General features: G+C 53.0%; 19 protein-coding genes. 17 read left to right on the forward strand and 2 right to left on the reverse strand.

Translation table 11 applies throughout. The annotated features are described in order from the left end of the window. Nucleotides 1-7 precede the first annotated feature (7 nt). From hfq to ACKC9G_RS07355, 12 genes are all read left to right on the forward strand, one after another. Nucleotides 8-247: an RNA chaperone Hfq gene (gene hfq, locus ACKC9G_RS07300; RefSeq protein ID WP_411404282.1), complete on the forward strand. Its 240-nt coding sequence runs from the start codon at nucleotides 8-10 to the stop codon at nucleotides 245-247. Nucleotides 248-260: 13 nt separating this feature from the next. Beyond that, a complete protein-coding gene (gene hflX, locus ACKC9G_RS07305; RefSeq protein WP_411404283.1) occupies nucleotides 261-1,580 on the forward strand; it encodes a ribosome rescue GTPase HflX in 1,320 nt (439 codons plus the stop codon). Between the two features lie 83 nt (nucleotides 1,581-1,663). Next, complete coding sequence (hflK, locus tag ACKC9G_RS07310) at nucleotides 1,664-2,875, forward strand: FtsH protease activity modulator HflK (protein WP_411404284.1); 1,212 nt, start codon at nucleotides 1,664-1,666, stop codon at nucleotides 2,873-2,875. After that, nucleotides 2,875-3,780 carry a protease modulator HflC gene (gene hflC / locus ACKC9G_RS07315; RefSeq protein ID WP_411404285.1) on the forward strand — a complete coding sequence of 302 codons (906 nt, stop codon included), beginning with the start codon at nucleotides 2,875-2,877 and terminating at the stop codon, nucleotides 3,778-3,780. The genes hflK and hflC overlap by 1 nt, the downstream gene beginning before the upstream one ends. 150 nt (nucleotides 3,781-3,930) lie before the next feature. Then, complete coding sequence (locus tag ACKC9G_RS07320; RefSeq protein WP_411404286.1) at nucleotides 3,931-4,128, forward strand: DUF2065 domain-containing protein; 198 nt, start codon at nucleotides 3,931-3,933, stop codon at nucleotides 4,126-4,128. 24 nt (nucleotides 4,129-4,152) lie between these two features. Continuing rightward, nucleotides 4,153-5,358 (forward strand): ATP phosphoribosyltransferase regulatory subunit, encoded by a 1,206-nt coding sequence (locus ACKC9G_RS07325; protein WP_411404287.1) that lies wholly within the window; start codon nucleotides 4,153-4,155, stop codon nucleotides 5,356-5,358. Between the two features lie 19 nt (nucleotides 5,359-5,377). Further along, a complete protein-coding gene (locus ACKC9G_RS07330; RefSeq protein ID WP_411404288.1) occupies nucleotides 5,378-6,673 on the forward strand; it encodes an adenylosuccinate synthase in 1,296 nt (431 codons plus the stop codon). 92 nt (nucleotides 6,674-6,765) lie between these two features. Then, complete coding sequence (gene rnr / locus ACKC9G_RS07335; protein WP_411404289.1) at nucleotides 6,766-9,291, forward strand: ribonuclease R; 2,526 nt, start codon at nucleotides 6,766-6,768, stop codon at nucleotides 9,289-9,291. A gap of 70 nt (nucleotides 9,292-9,361) precedes the next feature. After that, on the forward strand, nucleotides 9,362-10,105 hold the full coding sequence (rlmB, locus tag ACKC9G_RS07340; protein ID WP_411404290.1) for a 23S rRNA (guanosine(2251)-2'-O)-methyltransferase RlmB: 744 nt from the start codon (nucleotides 9,362-9,364) through the stop codon (nucleotides 10,103-10,105). A 107-nt stretch (nucleotides 10,106-10,212) separates the two neighbouring features. Continuing rightward, entirely contained in the window at nucleotides 10,213-11,571 is a 1,359-nt protein-coding gene (locus ACKC9G_RS07345) for a sodium-dependent transporter (RefSeq protein ID WP_411404291.1), read from the forward strand. Nucleotides 11,572-11,628: 57 nt separating this feature from the next. Further along, nucleotides 11,629-12,066: a type II toxin-antitoxin system RatA family toxin gene (locus ACKC9G_RS07350; protein ID WP_411404292.1), complete on the forward strand. Its 438-nt coding sequence runs from the start codon at nucleotides 11,629-11,631 to the stop codon at nucleotides 12,064-12,066. Continuing rightward, on the forward strand, nucleotides 12,023-12,367 hold the full coding sequence (locus ACKC9G_RS07355; protein WP_411404293.1) for an RnfH family protein: 345 nt from the start codon (nucleotides 12,023-12,025) through the stop codon (nucleotides 12,365-12,367). Before ACKC9G_RS07350 ends, ACKC9G_RS07355 begins: the two co-directional genes overlap by 44 nt. A 126-nt stretch (nucleotides 12,368-12,493) precedes the next feature. Here ACKC9G_RS07355 and ACKC9G_RS07360 read toward each other — a convergent pair whose 3' ends face one another. Next, nucleotides 12,494-12,844, reverse strand: a complete 351-nt coding sequence (locus tag ACKC9G_RS07360) for an outer membrane protein assembly factor BamE (protein WP_411404294.1) — start codon at nucleotides 12,842-12,844, stop codon at nucleotides 12,494-12,496. A gap of 84 nt (nucleotides 12,845-12,928) precedes the next feature. Between ACKC9G_RS07360 and fur the strand changes: the two genes are divergently transcribed. Then, complete coding sequence (gene fur, locus ACKC9G_RS07365) at nucleotides 12,929-13,348, forward strand: ferric iron uptake transcriptional regulator (RefSeq protein WP_411404295.1); 420 nt, start codon at nucleotides 12,929-12,931, stop codon at nucleotides 13,346-13,348. A gap of 100 nt (nucleotides 13,349-13,448) precedes the next feature. Here fur and recN read toward each other — a convergent pair whose 3' ends face one another. Next, nucleotides 13,449-15,119: a DNA repair protein RecN gene (gene recN / locus ACKC9G_RS07370; protein WP_411404296.1), complete on the reverse strand. Its 1,671-nt coding sequence runs from the start codon at nucleotides 15,117-15,119 to the stop codon at nucleotides 13,449-13,451. A gap of 229 nt (nucleotides 15,120-15,348) precedes the next feature. Here recN and grpE point away from each other — a divergent pair, with 229 nt between their 5' ends. The 4 genes from grpE (at nucleotide 15,349) to dapB (ending at nucleotide 20,175) form a co-directional block, all read left to right on the forward strand. Further along, a complete protein-coding gene (gene grpE / locus ACKC9G_RS07375) occupies nucleotides 15,349-15,915 on the forward strand; it encodes a nucleotide exchange factor GrpE (RefSeq protein ID WP_411404297.1) in 567 nt (188 codons plus the stop codon). Between the two features lie 120 nt (nucleotides 15,916-16,035). Beyond that, on the forward strand, nucleotides 16,036-17,961 hold the full coding sequence (gene dnaK, locus ACKC9G_RS07380) for a molecular chaperone DnaK (protein WP_411404298.1): 1,926 nt from the start codon (nucleotides 16,036-16,038) through the stop codon (nucleotides 17,959-17,961). Nucleotides 17,962-18,087: 126 nt separating this feature from the next. Continuing rightward, nucleotides 18,088-19,236: a molecular chaperone DnaJ gene (gene dnaJ / locus ACKC9G_RS07385; protein WP_411404299.1), complete on the forward strand. Its 1,149-nt coding sequence runs from the start codon at nucleotides 18,088-18,090 to the stop codon at nucleotides 19,234-19,236. 123 nt (nucleotides 19,237-19,359) lie between these two features. Then, nucleotides 19,360-20,175, forward strand: coding sequence for a 4-hydroxy-tetrahydrodipicolinate reductase (gene dapB, locus ACKC9G_RS07390; protein WP_411404300.1), 816 nt, complete (start codon nucleotides 19,360-19,362; stop codon nucleotides 20,173-20,175). The last annotated feature ends 1 nt before the right edge of the window (nucleotide 20,176 follow it).

Here is a 20,176-nt window from a genome sequence, read left to right on the forward strand (position 1 = left end):
TCCAGAAATGTCAAAAGGGCAATCTCTACAAGACCCTTTCCTGAACGTCCTGCGCAAAGAGCGTGTACCGGTTTCCATCTTCCTGGTTAACGGTATCAAGCTGCAGGGTCAGATCGAGTCCTTCGATCAGTTTGTAATCCTGTTGAAGAACACTGTAAGTCAGATGGTTTATAAGCATGCCATCTCGACGGTTGTACCGGCTCGTCCGGTGAAATTGCCGGGAGTGGATGACGTTCCTGCCGGTTGATGTGAGGTGATAATTGTTCTTTGAACGCCCCAATACAGGTGAACGTGCCGTTCTCGTTCACCTGGATATGTATGAAGATGCAGAACGGGAAGATCCCGCCGAATTTCAGGAGCTGGTCCGCTCCGCAGGTGCAACCCCTGTTGCGCTGGTGACCGGTTCACGCAGTTCCCCCAATCCCAAGTTCTATGCTGGTTCAGGCAAGGTGGAAGAGATTCGACAGATTGTTGTCGATCAGGAAGCCGAAGTCGTGCTGTTCAACCATGCGCTGAGCCCTGCTCAGGAGCGTAATCTTGAGATTGAACTCAAGTGTCGCGTACTGGATCGCACCGGCCTGATTCTGGATATTTTTGCCCAGCGTGCACGTACCCATGAAGGTAAATTGCAGGTTGAGCTGGCGCAGCTTGAGCACATGTCTACGCGTTTGGTGCGCGGCTGGACTCACCTTGAGCGTCAGAAGGGTGGTATCGGTCTTCGTGGCCCGGGTGAAACGCAGCTTGAGACCGACCGTCGGTTGCTGCGTGAGCGCATCAAGTATATTCACAAGCGACTTGAGAAAGTGCGCAAGCAGCGTGATCAAGGGCGCCGCGCTCGTCGTCGTGCGGATATTCCCACGGTTTCGCTGGTGGGTTATACCAACGCGGGTAAATCGACCCTCTTTAATACCTTGTCAGTTGCTGGCGTCTATGCGGCCGACCAGTTGTTTGCAACGCTTGATCCGACTCTGCGCCGTCTGCAGGTGCCGGATGTTGGAACGACAATTTTTGCCGATACGGTCGGATTTATCCGGCATTTGCCTCACAAGCTCGTTGATGCTTTTCAGGCCACGCTTCAGGAAACCACAGAAGCGACACTGCTGTTGCATGTGGTGGATGCAGCCAATGAGGAGCGTGAGCGTAATCTGCAAGCAGTCAATGAAGTCCTGTTTGAGATCGGTGCGGATGAAGTGCCGAGCCTTATGGTCTATAACAAAGTCGACTTGTTAGAGCAGGTTGAGCCCCATATTGATCGAGATGACCAGGGGCGTCCGCGAGCGGTCTGGATGTCTGCGGCAAAAGATCAGGGAACTGAATTTTTGATGCAGGCCATTTCTGAGTTGCTGGCGGATGATCTGGTCCACAAGACGCTGACATTAACTCCGGCTGAAGGTGCGTTGCGAGCCATGTTGTTCGAGCAAAACGCGGTGCTGGATGAGCAATGGGACGATAAAGGCAGTAACCTTCTGGAGGTCCGTTTGCCTCTGAGCGACTTTTTGCAGATGCTCAGGCGCTGTGATATTGCTGCAGAACGCTTTGGTTTGCGGCAACAGAAGGAAACTTGCGAGGAGTTCTTCTGATTCGTAGACTGCTGCACTTCCTTAGTTTGTGCTAAATGTTTACTGTCATCCGAATAATTTGAAAAAGTAATACGGAGAACCCTATGGCTTGGAATGAGCCCGGCGGGAACGGTAATGATCCTAAAGATCCTTGGGGATCCGGCAACCGTAATGGTGGCAACGGTAACAAGGGCGGCGGCGATCAAGGACCCCCTGACCTCGATGAAGTAATGCGCAAGGTTCAGGACCAGATGCGTCGGATTATGGGAGGCAAGCCCAGCAGTGGCTCGCGTCCCCCTTCCGGTGGTATCAATATGGCCCTGTTTGTACTGGTGCTGGCGGTGGTCGTTATCGGCTGGGTAGCCATGGGCTTTTATACCCTCGACCAACAGGAACGTGGCGTGGTGCTTCGTTTCGGTCGATATCACGAGACAGTTACTCCTGGTCTGCACTGGAACCCGCCGATGGTGGATGACGTGCGTAAGGTGAACGTGACTCGCGTGCGCTCGCTGGATCACAGTGCGCAGATGCTGACTGAAGACGAGAATATCGTTGAAGTGAACATGTCCGTGCAATATGTGGTTTCTGATCCTAATGCCTTTGTGCTTAATGTGCGCGACCCTGAATCCAGTCTGGCTCAGGCAACTGAAAGTGCACTGCGTCATGTGGTGGGTAGTTCTGAGATGCATTCCATCCTGACCGAAGGCCGCGATAATCTGGCACAGGAAGTGAAGGCACGCCTTCAGGAGTACGTGAATGCCTACGGCACGGGGCTGCAGATCAGTCGTGTGAACATTGAAAATGCCATGGCGCCCAAGCAGGTCCAATCGGCATTTGATGATGTCATCAAGGCGCGTGAAGATGAGCAGCGTGTCAAAAACGAGGCAGAATCCTACGCTAATGGCGTCATTCCTGAGGCTCGTGGTGCTGCACAGCGTGTGTTGGAAGAAGCCAATGCCTATCACGATGAGGTTATCGCTCGTTCACAAGGTGATGCAGAACGATTCCTCAAACTGATGACCCAGTATCAGCAGGCTCCGGCAGTAACGCGGGAACGTCTGTACCTTGATGCGATGCAAGAGGTTTACAGCAACAGCGCCAAGGTTGTTGTGGACAGTGATCAAAATGGCGGTAACAGCATGATGTACCTGCCGCTCGACAAACTGACCGAAGCCAGCCAGAGCACTAAATCCGCGCGTCAGGCAGCATCTCAGTCCAGTCAGTTGAGTAACACTGATATCCAGCAGCTTACCGATGCCGTTATTGATCAGCTTCGTAAGCGTCAAGCCACGCAAAGCAGCCGGGAGGGACGTTAATGTCTAATAAATCCTTTCTGTCGATCATTCTGCTGCTGGCCGTGCTGGTTGTGGGTGTTAAGAGTTTGTACGTTATTGACGCTACGGAACGTGCGGTCGTGCTGCGCTTCGGTGAGGTTGTTGATGCGGATGTTGCTCCAGGGTTGCATGCGAAAGTGCCTTTCATCGATAACGTGCGCGTATTCGATGGCCGTGTACTGACGATGGACTCCACGCCTCAGCGTTATCTGACTCTTGAGAAAAAGGCGTTGATTGTAGACTCCTTTGTTAAGTGGAAGATTCAGAACGTTGAGAAGTACTACACCGCTACCTCTGGTGATGAATTCCAGGCGACCAAAATTCTGGCGGCGCGTGTCGATACCGGCCTGCGCAATCAGTTCGGTGAGCGTACCCTGAATCAGGTCGTCTCCGGTGAGCGGGATGAAGTGATGACCTCTTTGACCAAGAAGGTGAATCAGGCTGCGCAGGATGAGCTGGGTATCGAAGTTCTGGATATTCGTATCAAGAAAATCGACCTGCCATCAGAGGTAAGTCAGTCTGTGTATGAGCGTATGCGTACCGAGCGTGAACGTGAAGCACGTGAACTGCGCTCACGCGGTAAGGAGCTGGCGGAAGGTATCCGTGCTGATGCTGATCGTCAGCGTACGATTATCAAGGCCAATGCCTATCGTGACTCTGAGCGTATCCGCGGTGAAGGTGATGCCCAGGCTGCCGAGATTTATTCCAAGGCCTACAAGCAGGATCCGGAGTTTTACTCCTTCTATCGCAGTATCAATGCGTACAAATCCTCGCTGGGTCAGCCAGGTGATGTCATGGTGGTCAAGCCAGATAGCGACTTCTTCCGCTATCTGAAAGACCCGATGGGTAAAGAGCAGTCTTCTGCTCCCGCGCCCTCACTGCCGTAATAGGATTTTCTGGTCAGAAATCGCACTGAGGTGATTCCGGACCAGCCAAATCGTGGTAGTATTAGTCACCGGGCTTTTTAGCCCGGTTTTTTTTGTGCCCAGCGTTTGTAAATCGCCATAATTCGGCGCAGGGCTACATGCGGACACTCAATGAACAACGATTTCTGGCAGTCATTGGCTATCGCCTTTTGCCTGATGTTGGTAATGGAAGGGGTTCTTCCTTTTCTCTCTCCCCGAAGCTGGAAGCAGGTCATGGCGCAGCTGGTGCTGCAGTCTGATGCGCGACTTCGCCTCTGGGGCGGGCTTAGCATGCTGACAGGTGTATGCCTGCTGTACTGGGTTCATTGAGCACACTGGTGTCTGGAGATTTCAATGACGTTTGCTGATCGCTGGTTACTACCCGACGGCGTTAAGGAAGTGCTTCCACCCGAAGCTGAGCGTATCGAGGCTGTTCGTCGACAGTTGCTCGATCTTTACCGTAGCTGGGGCTATGACCTTGTCATGACTCCACTCATTGAGTATCTCGACTCCCTTCTTACTGGTACTGGGCATGATCTGGATCTGCTGACCTTCAAGGTTACGGATCAACTGACAGGTCGTATGATGGGAATCCGCGCGGACATTACTCCGCAGGTTGCCCGCATTGATGCTCATTGCCTGCATCAGCAAGGTGCGGTGCGTCTCTGTTATTCCAGCCATGTGCTGCATACCCGTCCTGCTTTCCTTCAGGCATTCCGTAATCCGTTACAGGTTGGCGCTGAGCTGTATGGCCATGATGGCGCGGCTTCTGACGTTGAAGTGATTCAGCTGATGATCGAAACCCTGGATGCCGTGGGGGTTAAGCGCAGTATCACATTGGATCTGAATCAGGCGGGTATCTATCGCGAACTGGTTAAGGCGGCGGGGCTGGATGAAAACCAGGAACAGCAGCTGACCGAGATTCTGCAGCGCAAGGCCGAAATTGAACTGAAAGCTTTCGTCAAACGTGAGATTTCCGATGCACGCATGGCGGGCTGGTTGCAGGCATTGGTACGCCTGAACGGTGGTCTGCAGGTACTGGATGAGGCGCGTAGTGTGCTGTCTGAAGCGCCTGCCAACGTACTTGCTGCACTTGAGAATCTGGCGGAAATCGCGACGACGATCCGTCAACGCTACACTGGGATTGATATTTACATCGATCTTAGCGAGCTGCGTGGTTACAACTACCACACAGGGATTATCTTTACGGCTTATGTTCCAGGCTATGGCCAGCCTGTGGCAAAAGGCGGACGTTACGATGATATCGGTAAGGTATTTGGCCGCGCGCGTCCCGCGACGGGCTTCTCTGCCGATCTGATGGTGCTGGTCAGCTTGTCTGAACAGCTGGAAAGCGAATTGCCCAGAGGCATTTTTGCGCCTGCCCAGCAGGACGCGGCTTTGCTTGCTGCGGTAAATCAGCTGCGCAAGCAAGGAGAGCGCGTAGTGGCAGGAATGCCCGGAATGGATAACAACCCCCAGGAGCTTCGTTGTGATCGACAGCTCCAATGGGATGGACAACAGTGGCAGGTCGTTGACCTGGCTACTGGTGACGCGAACTGATTGCTGAGAATTGAGAACTATGGGTAAGAATGTTGTTGTGCTGGGCACCCAGTGGGGTGATGAAGGCAAGGGTAAGATCGTTGATCTGCTGACAGAGCGAGTAGCGTCTGTTGTGCGTTTTCAGGGCGGTCACAATGCGGGTCACACACTGGTGATCGACGGCAAGAAAACCGTATTGCACCTGATTCCCTCCGGTATCCTGCGTGATAATGTCATGTGCTACATCGCTAACGGTGTCGTGCTGTCTCCCGAAGCACTGTTGAAAGAAATGCGTACTCTGGAAGAGAGCGGTGTGCCTGTTCGTGAGCGTCTGCGTATCAGCCCTGCTTGTCCGCTGATTCTGCCTTATCACGTTGCTCTGGACGTTGCGCGTGAGACTGCGCGTGGCAATAACAAGATCGGTACCACCGGTCGTGGTATCGGGCCCGCGTACGAAGACAAAGTGGCTCGTCGTGGTCTGCGCGTAGCTGACATGCTGGATGCCAACCGCTTCTCTCTGAAACTGAAAGAAGTGCTGGAATATCACAATTTCGTTCTGACCGAATACTACAAGGCTGAAGCGGTTGATTATGACACCGTATTGGCTGACTGCCTGAAAATGGCAGAAGAGATTCGCCCAATGGTGACGGATGTCACCACCGACCTGCATGCATGCCGCCGTGAAGGTCACAACATTATGTTTGAAGGTGCTCAGGGCTCCCTGTTGGATATCGACCACGGCACCTATCCTTTCGTAACTTCCTCCAATACCACGGCGGGTGGTACTGCGACGGGTTCTGGCTTCGGTCCTCTGTATCTGGACTACGTTCTGGGTATCACCAAGGCTTACACCACGCGCGTTGGTTCTGGTCCTTTCCCCACCGAGCTGTTCGATGAAGTGGGTGCGCGTCTGGCTGAGCGTGGTCATGAGTTCGGTGCAACTACTGGCCGCGCGCGTCGTTGTGGCTGGTTTGATGCAGTTGCTCTGCGCCAGTCTGTACAGGTGAACTCCATCAGTGGCATGTGCCTGACCAAGCTGGACGTTCTTGATGGTTTGCAGACCGTCAAAATCTGTACCCATTATCACGATGCCGATGGTAACGAAGTGGTGAATCCGGTTGATAGCGAAGGCTATGCTTCTGTTGTTCCTGTCTTCGAAGAAATGCCAGGCTGGAGTGAGACCACCTTCGGTATTCAGCGTCTTGAAGACCTGCCACAAGCCGCGCGTAACTATATTCGCCGTCTTGAAGAGCTGGTCGGCGTGCCTGTCGATGTGATCTCTACCGGTCCAGACCGTGTAGAAACCATTGTTCTTCGCGATCCTTTCAACGCCTGAGGCTGACAAGGGGGAGTTCAGCTCCCCCTTGTGCTTTCAGCACAGGTGCGATATTCAGCAAGAATAAAGCACCTTCAACCAGGAGATCGTCTGTGACCGATCCTCAACACCCTGCCCACGAAGATCCCTATGCCAAGCGGGAAGCCGAAAAGTATGAAAATCCGGTACCTAGCCGTGAGTTTCTGCTTGAGTTCTTGCAGGACTATCCCGGCCCTGCGACCCATATGGCGTTGTGCGATGCTCTGGGATTAACGGATGAGGATCAGATTGAAGGTCTGCGCCGTCGCCTTAAAGCGATGGAGCGAGACGGTCAGCTGTTGTTTACCCGTAAGGAAGGCTACGGCCTTATCAACAAGATGGACCTGATTGCCGGACGTATCATGGGTCACCGTGATGGCTTCGGCTTTGTGGTTCCCGATGATGGTTCCAGCGATCTATACGTCCACGAACGTCAGATGCGCTCCGTTTTTGACGGTGATCGTGTTCTGGTACGTATTCGTGGCGAAGATTATAAGGGCCGCCGCGAAGCGGATATTGTCGAGGTTACTGAACGCCGTTTTGAGCGTTTGGTTGGCCGTTACTTTGAAGAGTACGGCAATGCCTTTGTTACCCCGGATAACAGCAAAATTTCTCAGGACATCATGATCAAAGCGGACGGCAGCGTCCGTGCCCATCAGGGTCAGGTGGTTCTGGTCGAGATTGATGAATATCCCAGCAAGCGAAGCCATGCGGTGGGCCGTATCATCGAAATTCTCGGTGATCATCTGGCCCCGGGCATTGAAACTCAGGTGGCTATCCACAACTACGGTATTCCTCACCAGTGGCCAGAAGAAGTCACGGCTGAGATGGATAAGCTTTCTGAAGAGGTCAGCGAGGCGGATAAAGAAGGTCGTGTGGATCTTCGTCATCTGCCGTTGGTAACCATTGATGGTGAAGATGCACGTGACTTTGACGATGCTGTTTATGCCGAGCGTAAAAAGAGCGGCGGCTGGCGTCTATTCGTTGCCATTGCCGACGTTTCTCATTACATCCGCCCCGGCACTTCGTTGGATGAAGAGGCCCAGCGTCGTGGTAACTCGACCTATTTTCCCGGTCAGGTCGTGCCCATGTTACCGGAGAAAATCTCCAACGGTTTGTGCTCACTGAATCCGCAGGTCGATCGTTTGGCGATGGTTTGCGAAGCTACCGTCAGTGAGCGCGGAAGTATCAGTGGCTATAAATTCTATGAGGGGGTATTTCAGTCACAGGCACGTCTGACCTATTCCAAGGTCAGTCAGATTCTGGAAAAACCTGACTCTGAAGAAGGGCAGGAGCTACGCCAGCGCTACAAGGCTTTGGTAAAGCCACTGGAGACCTTGTTCGACCTGTATCACGCTTTCCGTCAGGCGCGTGCCGAACGTGGAGCGATTGACTTTGAAACGACCGAAACTCGTATTGTGTTTGGTGAAGGTCGCAAGATTGATCAGGTGGTCCCTGTCATTCGTAATGAAGCGCATAAACTGATCGAAGAATGCATGCTGTGCGCCAACGTCTGTGCAGCACGTTTCCTTGAAAAAGCGAAAGTGCCCGCGCTTTATCGTATTCACGAAGGGCCGAAATCTGAGCGCCTGGAGAAGCTGCGTTCCTTCCTGAGTCCGCTGGGCCTGAATATGGGAGGTGGTGATAAACCACAGCCTGCGGATTATCAGGCGCTGATGGCCAGTATTGAAAACCGTCCTGACTTCAGCGTGATCCAGACCATGATGCTGCGTTCGATGAGTCAGGCGGTTTACAGTCCTGCTAACGAAGGGCACTTCGGTTTGGGCTTTAAGGCCTATACCCACTTTACTTCACCTATCCGTCGTTATCCGGACTTGCTGGTGCACCGAGCGATTCGTGCGCTGCTGCGTCGTGAAAATGACAGCTCGTCACTGAAAGGTTACCCCTATGACCTGAATGCGATGGTGGCCTTTGGAGAGTCCTGCTCCAGCACTGAACGTCGATCCGATGAGGCCTCTCGCGATGTGGTGGCCTGGCTTAAGTGTGAATACATGAGCCACCGTGTTGGTGAAGAATATGATGGCGTGATCACGGCAGTGACCAACTTTGGTGTTTTTGTCGAGCTTGCGGATGTCTACGTTGAAGGTTTGATTCATGTCAGTGGCTTGCCTGGCGACTATTACCACTTTGATGCCGCGTTCCAGCGTCTTAAAGGTGAGCGTACAGGGCAATCTTTCCGCCTGGGCGATTCGGTGCGCGTGCGCGTTAGCCGTGTGGATCTCGATGAGCGGAAGATCGACTTTGAACTGGTGAGTGGCCCCTCGAAAAAACTGGCGCGTTCTATTCGGGATCGTCTGAAAACCGGCGACATTCCTACCGAAACGGGTGCAGTCAAGATTGGCCGGTCACGGAGTTCATCATCGCGCCAAAGTGCAGGTGGCAAAGGTGCCTCCAAAGCGGGGGCTGCAAAGCCTGCCGGTCGCGGTCAAACCTCGGGTGCAGGTGATTCTGCTCAGGGGCCTGCAAGCGAAGGTGGTGGCAATAAAAAAGCACGCAAAGCCAAAATCAAAGCGGCTATTAAGGCAAAGCGTAAAGCCAAAGAGTCCAAACGCAAGAAAAAGAGCGCCGATAATAAGTAGGCGCTGACCTCATAAGCACAGGCTTGTGGGGTTTTGAGGTTTCCTGATTTAACGTTACTGAGTTCAAACTATGTCACAGCAATGGGAATGGGTCTTCGGCCTGCACAGTATTAAAACGCTGCTCAAGCGGGACTCTCGTCGTATCCATGAGTTGTTGATTCAGCAAGGCCGTCAGGATCAGCGTATCGAGAGCATTCTTGAAATTGCCGCTGAAAAATTCGTGAAGGTCCGTCATGTGCCCCGGCAAGAGTTGGATAAAACCATTGATGGTGTTCATCAGGGCGTTGCTGCCAGGGTTGAGCCTCAGCGTGCTCAGAATGAAAACTGGTTTGAGCGCTACATGGATGAACTGCAGGAAACCCCGTTCCTGTTGGTGCTGGATGGTGTCACGGATCCTCATAACCTTGGGGCCTGTTTGCGCACTGCGGATGCCGCGGGAATCCATGCAGTTATTGCGCCCAAGGATAAGTCTGCGCCTCTGAACTCAACTGTGGTGAAGGTGGCATGTGGAGCGGCTGAAGCCGTGCCTTACGTGCAGGTCACTAACCTGGCGCGTACCCTCAAAAATCTTCAAGAACGCGGTGTCTGGTTAATCGGAACAGCAGGCGAAGCTGATTCAACGGTTTATCAGGCATCACTGACGGGGCCAATGGCCCTCATCATGGGCGCAGAAGGAAATGGAATGCGCCGTCTGACTCGTGATCTTTGTGATTCGCTGGTCAGCATCCCCATGGCAGGGGAGGTGAGTAGTCTTAACGTTTCGGTGGCAACAGGCGTCTGTCTGTTTGAGGCCGTTCGTCAACGCCAGTCCTGAGGGGACAGGCTTCCTGAGAAGGGCGGGGCTTTTCCTGTGAGTTATTTAAAGATATAGCTCCAGCAAAATCCGCCCCCTTTCCAACCTGTAGAAGAAACTATAAAACGATGTTGAAAAAAGAGTCTCTCCACGGCATGTGGGGCAGTCGCTGGGTGTTTATTATGGCGGCGACCGGTTCGGCGGTCGGCCTGGGTAATATCTGGAAGTTCCCTTATATCACTGGTGAAAATGGCGGCGGCGCCTTTGTGCTGGTGTACCTGATTTGTATCGCGTTGATCGGTCTGCCGTTGATGATGGCAGAAGTACTGATTGGTCGTCGTGGTCGTCAGAGCCCTGTGAATTCTCTGCGTGATGTCGCTGAAGAGTCAGGTCAGCCCAAAGCCTGGCAGGCGGTTGGCTTACTGGGAGCGCTGGCCGGATTTCTGATCTTTGGCTTCTACTCCGTTGTCGGTGGCTGGGTGTTCTCTTACGTATCCGAGATGGCTCAGGGCAGCTTTAACGGCGCTGGTGCCGATCAGGTGGGTGATGCTTTCAGTGGCATGCTGGCTGATCCTAAGCGGATGCTGATCTGGCACTCCATCTTTGCCTTCGCAAGTATGGTGGTTCTGGTGCGTGGCGTGAACGATGGTCTGGAACGGGCTATCCGCATCCTGATGCCTGCTCTGTTCATTCTGCTGCTGGTCGTTTTTGGCTATGCCTTCAGTACCGGCCATATGGGCGAAGCCTTCCACTTCATGTTTGACTTCTCGCCTGAGAAACTAACGGCGAATGCTGTTCTGGTTGCTCTGGGTCATGCCTTCTTTACCCTGAGTCTGGGGATGGGCACCATGATCGCTTATGGTTCCTACATGACCAAGAAAGCCAGTATTGGCAGCACTGCTCTAACAGTGGTGGTACTGGATACCCTGGTGGCACTGGTGGCCGGTTTGGCGATTTTCCCGATTGTTTTTGCTAACAATATGGATCCAGGCGCTGGTCCTGGCTTGATGTTCGTCACCCTGCCAGTGGCCTTTGGCAATATGCCCATGGGCCAGATTTTTGGCTTCCTGTTCTTTGTCCTGGTGGGTATCGCCGCCTGGACCTCCGCGCTCTCGCTAATGGAACCATCTATCGCGTTCGTGGTGGAACGTTTCAACATCAAGCGTCCTCTGGCGTGTCTGGTTCTGGGGCTGGCGGGCTGGCTGCTGGGGATCGCTGCACTGCTGTCGTTCAATGTATGGAGTGATGTCCACCTGCTGATGGGCAAGGGAATCTTTGATACCCTCGATTACGTTACTGCCAACATCATGTTGCCGCTGGGTGGCCTGTTGATCGCCATCTTCGCAGGTTACGTGATGCTGCGTCGCTTTACGCAGGAAGAACTGTCACTGTCCGAGGGGCAGTATCAGGCCTGGCGTATCACCGTTCGTTATATTGCCCCAGTATTGGTGGTGATTGTTCTGGTGAACCAGCTCTTCTTTTCGTAAGCGTTTTTGCTGAAGACGACGGGTCAGGTTCTGGCCCGTCGCACTTGAGGAGGTTTCATGGCAACGGTTGAGCGCAGTGCGTTAGTGATGCATTCCGCGCAAGAGATGTTTGATATCGTGAATGACGTCAAAGCCTATCCGGAGTTTTTACCCTGGTGCTCTGGTACCACGGTGATTTCTGAGGATAGTCAGGAAATGACGGCGTCCATTGAAGTTGCCAAGGCTGGCTTTCATTATCGCTTTACCACGAAAAATACCCTGCAACCGCCTGAGCGGATTACGCTTTCGCTGGTTGAGGGACCATTTAAAACGTTGGTGGGTGAGTGGTATTTCAAGCCGCTGGCGGAAGATGCCTGCAAGGTCTCACTAACACTGACCTTTGAATTTGCTAACAAGCTGGCTGGTATGGCGATGGGTAAGGTCTTCAACCAGATTGCAACAACGATGGTTGATGCATTTTGTCAGCGTGCGGAGAAAGTCTGTGGCAAGTCATGAATTGATCAACGTTGAAGTTGCTTATGCGCTGGCGGATGACCAGATGATCATCCCTCTTCAGGTGGAGGAAGGCTGCACGCTTTATCAGGCGGTAGTGCAGTCCGGTATCGTGGATTATTACCCTGAAATTGACCCCGAAACACAGCCCATGGGTATCTTTGGTAAAGCTGTCAAAAAGCCCAAGGAGCAAGCACTGCGTGACGGGGAGCGGGTAGAACTCTACCGACCGCTCATTATTGATCCCAAGCAGGCGAGAGCGAACCGGGCCGCCAAGGCTAAGGCCGATAAAGAAGCTCAGTGAGTTGTCAAAGGATATGTCACCGTCAAAAACGGCGATAGTGATAGCGCAGCGAAACCGGCAGTATTGAAACCTGCCGGCTATGCCTCGCCGAATGACACGATATGTCAGGTGATGGCAGCGCGAATCTTATTGAGCACTCGATGAGGCGCTTTCAGCAGCAGCGCCGGGTCGCATGGTGCCCTGTATGTTGGCAAGCTTACCGTTATTAAAGTAAAGACTGACGGTTTTGCTTTCCGTGTCACCGTTAGGTTTTTCCAGACGGTAGAGGTAGTCCCAGCGGTTCTGGTTGAATGAGTCGACCAGAAGAGGGGTGCCCATGACAAAACGGACCTGTTGTTCAGTCATGCCGGGACGAAGCTTGTTCAGCATGTCCTGAGTGACCATGTTCCCCTGCTGTACTTCGATACGATGAAGGCCCGGGAAGAGAGAGCAACCACCAAGGAGCAGGACGCAACTGAGTACGAGAGCTTTTTGCATTGCGTTTTGACTTCCAATATCTTCGTTGGCACGGAATAATACATGATGTTGCCACCGACTGCGAAGAGCACAGAGAATTTGCTTATGCCACTAGAAAATCAAGAGCTGCGCAAAGCAGGCCTCAAAATTACTTTACCTAGAGTCAAAATTTATCAGATTCTGGAGCAGGCCGGAGAGCAGGACCACTGGAGTGCAGAGGATATCTACCGCATCCTTATGGAGCAGGGTGAAGATGTCGGTCTGGCTACTGTTTACCGTGTGCTGACCCAGTTCGAAGCTGCAGGTCTTGTTGTTCGCCACCACTTTGAAGGTGGTCATTCGGTATTTGAACTGTCCGCTGATGACAAGCACGACCACATCGTTTGTGTTAAATCCGGTATCGTTCGTGAGTTCTCTGATCCGATCATCAACAAGCGTCTGCAGGAAATTGCTGAGGAAAACGGCTTTACCCTGACAGATCGGACGATCTACCTCTACGGTATTCATAAAGACGCTGAACATTAATGCTTAGCTCTTTACCGAGTTCAGCTTGCTGATCTCAACAAAAAAGCCCGCTGCATGCGGGCTTTTTTTATGGGGTGTTTCTGTTGGCTGGTATGCCTGATCAGTGCGGAAGCTGATTAAGCATTGCCTCTGCATGAGCTCTTGCATGGTGTGACAGTTCAGACCCGCCAAGCATGCGTGCAATTTCATTGATGCGCTCTTCATCACTAAGGGTATCGACACGGGAATTAGTCATACCGCCGCGCACATCCTTGCTGACAAAGAGATGATGATGGGCCTGGGCCGCGACCTGTGGCTGGTGAGTCACGCAAAGTACCTGGACCCGCTCACCCAGCTGACGCAGTAGCTTGCCAACCACTTCAGCGACTGCGCCGCCAATCCCCACATCGACTTCATCAAATATCAGGGTTGGCATGGTGCTGGCTTTGGCCGCCACAACCTGAATGGCCAGACTGATCCGGGAGAGCTCACCGCCTGAGGCCACTTTCTGAAGTGGGCGTGCTGGCTGTCCGGGATTCGCACTCAACAAAAACTCAACACGATCTATGCCGTTAATGCTGGCGTGCTTTTCACCCAACGTCGTCACAGCCACTTCAAAGTGGCTGTGGGGCATGCTCAGCGCTTTTAGTTGCTCCATCACTTCCTGGGCCAATCGCAGAGCCGACTGTTGCCGCTTCTCGCTGAGGCTCTCTGCTTTAGCCAGATAATTCTGATAGGCGGCCTGAACATCGCCTTCAAGCTGCAGCAAGTCATCTTCATTCACATCCAGCAGTGAAAGCTCATGTTCAAGCTCTTGTTGAAACACGAGTAGTTCGTTGGGGTCTGTGCGGTGCTTTCTGGCCAGCGTGTAGGTTTGGTGTAAGCGTTGATCTACTTCCTGCAGGCGTTCCGGGCTGAGCTCGTAACTGTCCAGTGCGTGGTTGATGCTATTAGCCGCTTCTTCCAATTGAATAGCCGCGCTGTCTAGCATTGCGTCGATTTCGCTGAGACTTTCTTCTTTTAATTGCATCTGACCAAGCAGAGAGCGAGCGCGACGTATCTGGTCGACAAGAGAGTCATCACTGTCACGGGTAAGTTCACAAAGAGACTGCCCCAGGCTCAGGTTATGTTCAGCATTAGCAAGGAGTTTCTGTTCTTCTTCGAGACTTGCAAGTTCGCCTTCTTGCAAACTGAGCTGCTGAAGTTCCTCAACCTGATAACTTAGCAGCTGCACACGAGCCTGATCCTCATCGCTACGCTCACGCAATGTATTCAGGCGTTTACTAAGCTGCTGCCATTGCTGGTAGCTGGATGTCAGCGCCAGACGTTCTTCCTCCAGATGCGCGTAATCATCCAGCAGGAAAAGATGAGAAGTTGCATCAAGCAAGCGCTGATGAGCATGCTGGCCGTGAATTTCTACCAGATAACTGCCGAGGTCACGAAGATCCTGCAGGTTGCTGGGCTGGCCATTAATCCAGGCTCGAGAGCGTCCTTCAGTGGTGACTGTGCGTCTCAGGATGCACAGGTTTTCCTCGTACATGTCACGACTGCGCAGCCACTCCTGAGCTGCAGGGACCTGACTGATATCGAAACCGGCACTGATGTCTGCCTTGTCTGCGCCATGGCGGACGCAGCCTGCATCTGCACGTCCCCCCAATGCGAGAGCCAGCGAGTCCAGCATGATGGACTTGCCCGCACCGGTCTCACCGCTGATGGCTTGCAGACCGTTAGGTAGCTCAAGGTCCAGGTGTTCGACGATAGCGACATTCTTGATGGAAAGTTGACAGAGCATGAGGGCTCCTTACCAAGACTGGATTTATAACCAGTAGTTTAGCCAGTGATTTCCACTTGGCAATAGGCTGATGAAAATTTGCCCAAAGAGGTGTTGAAGCCCGCTGATGTGCCCCCATATTGGTGCCCATCGTGTTGCCTGGGCAACGAAGCGCACGGCTGGCCAGAGGCCGCCAGCGCCTGAGAAATAACGTTTTTGAATTCCCAATTTAACGAGTTAGGAGATATCCATGGCACAGAACGAGACTCCAGCACAGGATCAGAACGCACCTGTGGCCGAAGAGTTGGAAACAGCTCAGGGTGGTGTTGAGCCTGAAGTAATTTCTGAGCCAAGTGCTGAAGATGAAATCGCAGCGCTGCAAGCCGCAGTCGCTGAAGCCAAGGATCAGACGGTTCGTGCGCATGCTGAGATGCAGAATATTCGTCGTCGCGCTGAGCAGGATGTTGAAAAAGCGCATCGTTATGCACTGGAAAAGTTTGCCGGTGAGTTGCTGCCCGTCGTTGATAACCTTGAGCGCGCCATTGCTGCTTACGGTGATGACGAGCACCAGAAAGCTGTGCGTGAAGGCGTCGAGATGACGCTGGATCTGTTTGTTAACACCCTGAAGAAATTCCAGGTGGAGCAGGTCGCCCCTCAGGGAGAAGGCTTTAACCCTGAACTGCATCAGGCGGTCAGCATGGTGCCCCATCCTGAGATCGCGGCAAACAAAGTCGTCGATGTCATGATGAAGGGTTACACCCTGAATGGACGTCTGCTTCGCCCTGCCATGGTGGTCGTGTCTCAGGGTAAAGATTGATTTGCGCAAAAAGTCAAAAAAGTGACTTGAAATTATTTACGGCGCACCAATCTAAGCAATCAAGAGAGAGAGACGGGGCGAGACCCCTTCCTGAATTACGCATTCTGAGGTTTATGAATTATGGGTAAGATTATTGGTATCGACCTGGGAACCACCAACTCCTGTGTTGCCATCATGGAGGGGGAAAAGGTTCGGGTAATCGATAACGCTGAAGGTGCACGTACTACACCTTCGCTGGTAGCTTATACCGATGACAGCGAAGTGCTGGTCGGTCAGCCAGCTAAACGTCAGGCGGTTACCAACCCGCACAATACGCTGTACGCAGTTAAGCGTCTGATCGGTCGTAAGTTCTCCGATGACGTCGTACAGAAAGACATCAAAATGGTGCCTTACAAAATTGTAGGCGCTGACAACGGCGATGCCTGGGTTGAAGTTAAAGGCAAAAAAATGGCACCTCCTCAGGTGTCCGCTGAAGTTCTGAAGAAGATGAAGAAAACCGCTGAGGATTACCTTGGCGAAGAAGTGACTGCTGCGGTTATCACCGTACCTGCCTACTTCAATGACTCTCAGCGTCAGGCTACCAAAGATGCTGGCCGCATCGCAGGTCTGGATGTAAAACGTATCATCAACGAGCCTACCGCTGCTGCACTGGCCTACGGTATGGACAAGCAGGGCGGCGATTCCAAAATTGCTGTCTATGACCTAGGTGGTGGTACCTTCGATATCTCCATCATTGAAATCGCTGATGTTGACGGCGAGAAGCAGTTTGAAGTTCTGTCCACCAACGGTGATACCTTCCTCGGTGGTGAAGACTTCGACATGGTGCTGATCGACTATCTGGCGAGCGAATTCAAGAAAGAAAGCAGCATCGATCTGAAAGGCGACCCTCTGGCCATGCAGCGTCTGAAAGAAGCCGCTGAAAAAGCTAAAATTGAGCTGTCTTCTGCCCAGCAGACCGACGTGAACCTGCCTTACATCACCGCTGACTCCACTGGTCCTAAGCACCTGAACATCAAGGTGACCCGTGCCAAGCTTGAGTCGCTGGTAGAAGATCTGGTGGCGCGTTCTCTGGAGCCTTGCCGCACTGCGCTGGTAGATGCTGGCCTTAAAGCCTCTGAAATTGACGAGATCATCCTGGTCGGTGGTCAGACTCGTATGCCAATGGTGTTCGAGAAAGTTAAAGAGTTCTTCGGCAAGGATCCACGTCGTGACGTGAACCCTGACGAAGCGGTGGCCATGGGTGCTGCTATTCAGGGTGCGGTTCTGTCCGGTGACGTGAAAGACGTTCTGCTGCTGGACGTTACCCCGCTGACACTGGGTATCGAAACCATGGGCGGCGTGATGACCGCGCTGATCGACAAGAACACCACTATTCCGACTCGTAAGTCACAGGTGTTCTCAACGGCTGACGACAACCAGACTGCAGTAACTATCCATGTTCTGCAGGGTGAGCGTAAGCAGGCAGGTCAGAACAAGTCTCTGGGTCGCTTTGACCTTGCGGACATTCCACCTGCTCCACGCGGTGTGCCACAGATCGAAGTCAGCTTCGACATCGATGCGAACGGTATTCTGAACGTGTCAGCCAAAGACAAGGCGACCGGCAAAGAACAGTCTATCGTCATCAAGGCCTCTTCTGGTCTGAGCGATGATGAAATCGAAAAAATGGTTCAGGACGCGGAAGCTAACGCAGCGGAAGACCAGAAGTTCGAGGAGTTGGTGCAGGCACGTAATGGTGCTGACGGCATGGTTCATACCGCTCGCAAAACGCTGAAAGATGCTGGCGACAAAGCCACCGAGGAAGAGAAAACCGCTATCGAGGCAGCGATTGTCGCGGTAGAGGAAGCGCTGAAGGGTGATGATAAAGATGCCATCACCAGCAAAACCGAAGCGTTGACCGAAGCTCTTTCCGGACTTGCTCAGAAAATGTACGCCGAAGCTGCAGCCCAGGGCGAAGCTGCCGGTGGTGAGCAGGCGGCGGATGCCGGTGCCAAGCAGGACGATGCAGTTGATGCTGAGTTCGAAGAAGTGAAAGACGACAAGAAGTAATATTCTTGTTGCGCTCGGACCGGGAGTCTCCCGGTCCGAAGGCTTACCGAACAAGGCGCAAATTCATTTGCGCCTTTTCCATTGGAATCACCGGCGGTGCCGGTTCTGCTAACCAGCGAATGAATCATGTCTAAACGCGATTACTACGAAGTGCTGGGACTGCAGCGCGATGCTTCCGAACAGGACATCAAAAAAGCCTACCGGCGCATGGCGATGAAGTTCCACCCGGATCGCAATCCGGATGACAAAGAAGCCGAGAGTAAATTCAAGGAAGTCAGTGAAGCTTACGAAGTGCTTTCTGATGCCCAGAAAAAACAGGCCTACGACCAGTTTGGTCACGCAGGTGTTGATCAAAACGGCGGCGGCTTCGGCGGTGGCGGTTTTGGTGGCGGTAGCTTCCAGGACATTTTCGGCGATGTCTTTGGCGATATCTTTGGAGGCGGCGGTGGCGGCGGCTTTGGTCGCGGTGGCCGTGGCGGTCCGCAGCGTGGCTCTGACCTGCGCTACAACCTTGAGCTGGACCTCGAAGAGGCGGTAAAAGGTGTCAAGAAAACACTGACGATTCCTACCCTGGCAGAGTGCGAAACCTGTGATGGCTCTGGTGCCAAGAAAGGCACTAAGCCTCAGACTTGTACCACCTGTGGTGGTGCTGGCCAGATTCGCATGCAGCAGGGCTTTTTTGCGGTCCAGCAAACCTGCCCGGCCTGTCATGGAGCAGGTCAGGTGATCAGTGATCCTTGCACTGATTGCCATGGTCGTGGCCGTGTTGAGCACACCAAGAAGCTGGATGTGAAGATTCCTCCCGGCGTCGATACCGGTGATCGCATTCGCCTGACAGGCGAAGGTGAAGCGGGAGCCTTGGGTGGGCCGGCAGGTGATCTCTACGTTCAGGTCTCGGTGCGTGAACATCCGATCTTTGAGCGTGATGGTAAAAATCTGTACTGCGAAGTGCCAGTCAGCATTGTTGATGCTGCTTTGGGTGGTGAACTGGAAGTGCCGACACTGGATGGGCGTGTACGTCTTAAAATCCCCGCAGAGACCCAGACAGGCAAACAGTTCCGTTTGCGTGGCAAAGGGGTGGTTCCAGTGCGCGGTGGTTCAGCCGGTGATCTGATCTGTCGCATTATGGTTGAAACGCCTGTTAATCTGACGGCTCGCCAGAAAGAGCTGCTGGAAGAGTTCCAAGCGACATTGAAGGATCAGGATGAGCGCCATGCGCCCAAGACCAAATCCTTCTTTGATGGCGTCAAGAAGTTCTTCGAAGACATGAAATAATTCGAAGTCTTCACAGGCTCTGTTTTGAGCATGATGGGAAAGGGCGGCGTTAGTCGCCCTTTTCTTTTATACTGCACGGCATTTTTCTTACTCTTTCTATTGGTACAGCAAAGGATTCAAGGCATGACTCGTATCGCCATCATGGGCGCGGCTGGCCGTATGGGCCGTAACCTCATCGACGCTATTGCCCAGACTGAAGGTGCGACACTGGGCGCGGGTATCCTCTCTCCCGGCAGCTCTCTGGTAGGTGCTGACGTTGGTGAAATTGCGGGTGTTGGCAAGCTGAACCTCACTGCCGTCGACTCATTGGCTGCAGCGGTGAATGACTTTGATGTACTAATCGATTTCACCAGTCCCAAGGTTACCGAACAGACTCTGGCTTTCTGTGCAGAGCATGGCAAAGCACTGGTCATTGGTACGACGGGTCTGACAGATGAGCAAAAAGCCCTGATTGATCAGGCTGCGGAAAAAACCGCGATCGTTTTTGCGCCCAACATGAGCGTTGGTGTGAATGTTGTGCTGAAGCTGCTGGCGCTGGCAGCTAAAACCCTGGGCGAAGGCTACGACATCGAAATTATTGAAACCCACCATCGTCATAAAGTGGACTCTCCCTCCGGTACGGCGCTGGCCTTGGGTGAAGCCGTTGCGGATGCGCTGGATCGTGATCTGAAAGAGCACGCCATCTACGGTCGTGAAGGGCAGGTGGGTGCTCGCCCTGCCAAAGAAATTGGCTTTGCTACCGTGCGAGGTGGTGATGTTGTCGGTGATCACACCGTACTTTTTGCCAGTGAGGGCGAGCGCGTTGAAATTACCCATAAAGCGTCCAGTCGTATGACCTTCGCCAAAGGTGCTGTGCGTGCAGCCATCTGGTTGTCACAGCAGCCTAAAGGTCGCTATGACATGCACGATGTGCTCGGTCTTAAAGACTTCAACCAATAAG

The sequence above is a fragment of the Pokkaliibacter sp. CJK22405 genome (assembly GCF_046614695.1).
Classification (GTDB): Bacteria; Pseudomonadota; Gammaproteobacteria; order Pseudomonadales; family Balneatricaceae; genus Pokkaliibacter.